1 protein-coding gene and 1 pseudogene are annotated in these 3,933 nt (G+C 69.0%); both read left to right on the top strand.

From position 1 onward, the window contains the following. Positions 1–3,758: DNA glycosylase AlkZ-like family protein (locus DBR22_RS16660; RefSeq protein ID WP_108599938.1), on the top strand; the 3,758-nt coding region annotated here is incomplete at its 5' end. Next, positions 3,751–3,933 (top strand): annotated as a pseudogene (locus tag DBR22_RS16655) (Fpg/Nei family DNA glycosylase); the annotation flags it as partial. The gene DBR22_RS16660 and the pseudogene DBR22_RS16655, both read left to right, overlap by 8 nt.

Raw genomic sequence — 3,933 nt, 5'->3', positions numbered from 1 at the left:
CCGGGCACCAGGTGGGCGAGATCTCCCAGGGAGTGCTGTTCCCGAAGCACCGGGCAGACCTGGTGCACACCGCCATCACCGTGGAGCGGATGCTGGAGGGGAAGATCGAGCGGCTTTTTGTCCCCGCCAATCCCCTGGACATCCTGGCGCAGCAGACCGTCGCCGCCACCGCACTGGGCAGCATCGACGTTGAGGAATGGTTCGCCACGGTGCGCCGGTCAGCGCCCTTCGCGTCACTCCCCCGTTCCGCGTTCGAGGCAACCCTTGACCTGTTGGCCGGCCGCTATCCTTCCGACGAATTCGCCGAACTGCGCCCGCGCATCATCTGGGACCGTCATGCCGGCACCATCGAAGGCCGGCCCGGCGCCCAGCGGCTGGCCGTCACCTCCGGCGGCACCATCCCGGACCGCGGCCTGTTCGGCGTCTACATCATCGGCACCGAGGTGGAGGGCTCCGCTTCCCCGGGCGCGGACGGCAAAGCCGCTCCATCTCCGGCCAAAGGCGGACGGCGGGTGGGCGAACTCGACGAGGAAATGGTTTACGAGTCCCGCGTGGGTGACATCTTTGCCCTCGGCGCCACCAGCTGGAAGATCGAGGACATCACCCATGACCGCGTTCTGGTCTCCCCTGCCTTCGGACAGCCGGGCAAGCTGCCCTTCTGGAAAGGCGACTCGTTGGGCCGGCCTGTGGACCTGGGCCGCGCGCTGGGCGCCTTCGTGCGCGAACTCGCAGCGTCCGACGTCGGCCCTGCCACCGAGCGCTGCAAAGCCAGCGGGCTGGACGACTTCGCAGCGAACAACCTGATCCAGTACCTGACCGAGCAGAAGCTCGCCACCGATGTGGTGCCCAGTGACACCACGCTCATTGTCGAACGGTTCCACGATGAACTTGGCGACTGGCGTGTGATCCTGCACAGCCCGTTCGGGATGCCCGTGCACGCGCCGTGGGCCCTCGCTGTGGGGCAACGCCTGCACCAGCGGTACGGCATGGACGGTTCCGCCATGGCCGCCGACGACGGCATTGTGCTTCGCGTCCCCATGATGGAGGACGAGCCGCCGGGTGCTGAGCTTTTCCTGTTTGATCCCGAAGAGCTGGAGCAGATTGTCACTGCCGAGGTCGGCGGCAGCGCGCTGTTTGCTTCCCGCTTCAGGGAGTGCGCCGCCCGGGCACTGCTGCTGCCCCGCCAGACCCCGGGCAAGCGGCAGCCGCTGTGGCAGCAGCGCCAGCGGTCCGCGCAGCTGCTCGACGTCGCACGGAAATACCCGACGTTTCCGATCGTGCTGGAGACGGTCCGGGAATGCCTCCAGGACGTCTACGATCTTCCCGCGCTGAAGGACATCGCGGCCTCGGTGGAGCGCCGTGAACTCAGGATCGTGCAGACCACCACGCAGCAGCCCTCGCCGTTCGCGAAGTCCCTGCTGTTCGGGTACGTTGCCCAGTTCCTGTATGAAGGCGACTCGCCCCTGGCCGAGCGCCGGACCGCTGCCCTGGCCCTCGATTCCACGCTGCTCAATGAGCTCCTTGGCCGGGTTGAGCTCCGCGAGTTGCTGGACGCAAAAGTCATCGAGGCCACGGAGCTCGAACTCCAGCGCCTTGCTCCGGACCGCAGGGCCCGCGGCATGGAAGGCGTCGCTGACCTGCTCCGGCTGCTGGGTCCGCTGACACCGGAGGAGGTCGCGGCCCGGCTGGAGCCGGCCGTCGTGGTCGAGGCTGTGCAGGCGGTCGAAGCGGCCAACGCGGTTGGGGTGCTTGAACCTGCTCAAACGGTTGAAACTGTCGAAGCGCCCCCAGGCGAGCCTGGCGGCGTGGATGAGCCGGACGGGATCCCCGCTGTTGAGCACGTCGAAACCCCGCATGCCGGCACCGCCCTGGCTGCGTCGCACCTGACCGCACTCCAGCGGGCCAACCGGGCCATCAAAGTAAACATCAGCGGGGCCGAGCGCTACGCCGCGGTGGAGGATGCGGCCCGCCTTCGCGATGCCATCGGCGTTCCCCTGCCCATGGGCGTTCCGCTGGCCTTCATCGAGCCGGTGGCGGACCCCCTGGACGACCTCGTCTCACGGTATGCCCGGACGCACGGTCCCTTCACAGCAGCCGAGGCCGCGGCCCGGCTGGGACTGGGCGTGGCCGTCGTCGGTACAGCGCTGAAACGGCTCGCGGCAGACGGCCGCGTGGTGGAAGGTGAGTTCAGGCCGCATGCCGTTGCGCCGCAAACCCAGGCGCCCCAACCAGACTCCGCGGCCACAGGAGAGGCACCCCGGGACGTTCCGGATCACCTTCCCGCCACTGCGGGCACCTCCACCAGCGAGTGGTGCGATGCAGAAGTCCTCCGCAAGCTCCGCCGCCGTTCCCTGGCAGCCCTGCGCGCCGAAGTGGAGCCGGTTGACGCCGCCGCCTACGGCCGTTTCCTCCCGGCCTGGCAGCACGTCCGCACTCCCGGCGGCGGGCGCGGGCAGCCATCACTGCGCGGGCTGGACGGGATTGTCACCGCGATCGACCAGCTGTCCGGCGTCCCGGTACCGGCTTCGGCGTGGGAGCCGCTGGTCCTGGCCAGCCGGGTGTCCAACTACCAGCCCGCCATGCTTGATGAGCTGATGGCGGCCGGTGAAGTGCTGTGGTCCGGGGCCGGGGCACTGGCCGGCAACGACGGCTGGGTCAGCCTCCACCTGGCTGATTCCGCCGAGCTGACCCTGAACCCGGCCATCGAATACGAACCGGGGGATGCGCAGCAGCGCCTTCTGGACCACCTCCGCAACAACGGCGGCGGCTACTTTTTCCGCCAACTGACGGACGTCGCCGGTGGCATGGACACCGTCCTCAGCGACCAGGACGTGGTGACCGCACTCTGGGACCTGGCCTGGGCCGGCCGCATCACCGGCGACACGTTCGCGCCGGTCCGCGCGCTCATCGCCGGTGGCCACACCGCCCACCGCCAGGTGGCGCGGGCACCGCGCGCGCGTGCACCCCGTTTGAGCCGGCTGGGACGCTCGCACGGCAGCGGCCTGCTGGGCGCCTCCGGACCTGGTTCGGGATTTGGCGGCGGGAGATACGGTTCTGCCTCCGGGGCTTTGGCCACTCCCCCGCTGGCTGCCGGCCGCTGGTCAGCCCTGCCGCTGCCGGAGCTGGACGCGACCATCCATGCACGTGCCACCGCTGAACTGTTGCTGGACCGCTACGGTGTGGTGACCCGGGGATCGGTGATGGCGGAGCAGATTCTTGGCGGCTTCGGCCTGATGTACAAGGTTCTGGCCCGGCTGGAGGAAGCGGGCCGGTGCCGTCGCGGGTACTTCATCGAACACCTCGGAGCCGCCCAGTTTGCGGTCCCGGCAACGGTGGACAGGCTCAGGTCGTACGCGGAGGATACCCAACTGGCGAAGTCCGAACCGGTGGCGCTGGCCCTTGCTGCAACCGATCCGGCCAACCCGTATGGTGCGGCGCTGCCATGGCCCGCCCTCAACGTGGAGGCCGGCACCGGGCACCGGCCCGGGCGGAAAGCCGGGGCACTGGTAGTGCTGGTGGACGGCGCGCTGGTTCTTTACGTGGAGCGCGGCGGAAAAACTTTGCTCGTTTTCAGCGGGGACGAGGCGGTTTTGTCGGCCGCGGGAGCGGCGCTGGTGAGTGTGGTCACCCGTGGTGCCATCGACAAGCTGATCATGGAAAAGGTCAACGGCCACGGCATCCTGGACACCCCGGTGGCCGCTGCCCTGGCAGCAGCAGGCGCCTACTCGACGCCGAAGGGACTGAGGATCCGTGCCTGAGGGAGATTCCGTCTGGCGGGCCGCCAACCAGCTGCATCAGGCCTTGGCGGGACAGCAGCTGACCGCGTCCGACTTCCGTGTCCCCCGGTTCGCCACCCTCAACCTCGCCGGCTGGACCGTCAACGAGGTGGTGCCGCGCGGCAAGCACCTGCTGATGCGTGTTCAGGGCCCGGAC

Source organism: Arthrobacter sp. HMWF013, assembly GCF_003061105.1.
Taxonomy (GTDB): Bacteria; Actinomycetota; Actinomycetes; order Actinomycetales; family Micrococcaceae; genus Arthrobacter.
Note: the sequence above shows the minus strand (reverse complement) of the source record. Positions and strands in the feature narration are given on the sequence as shown.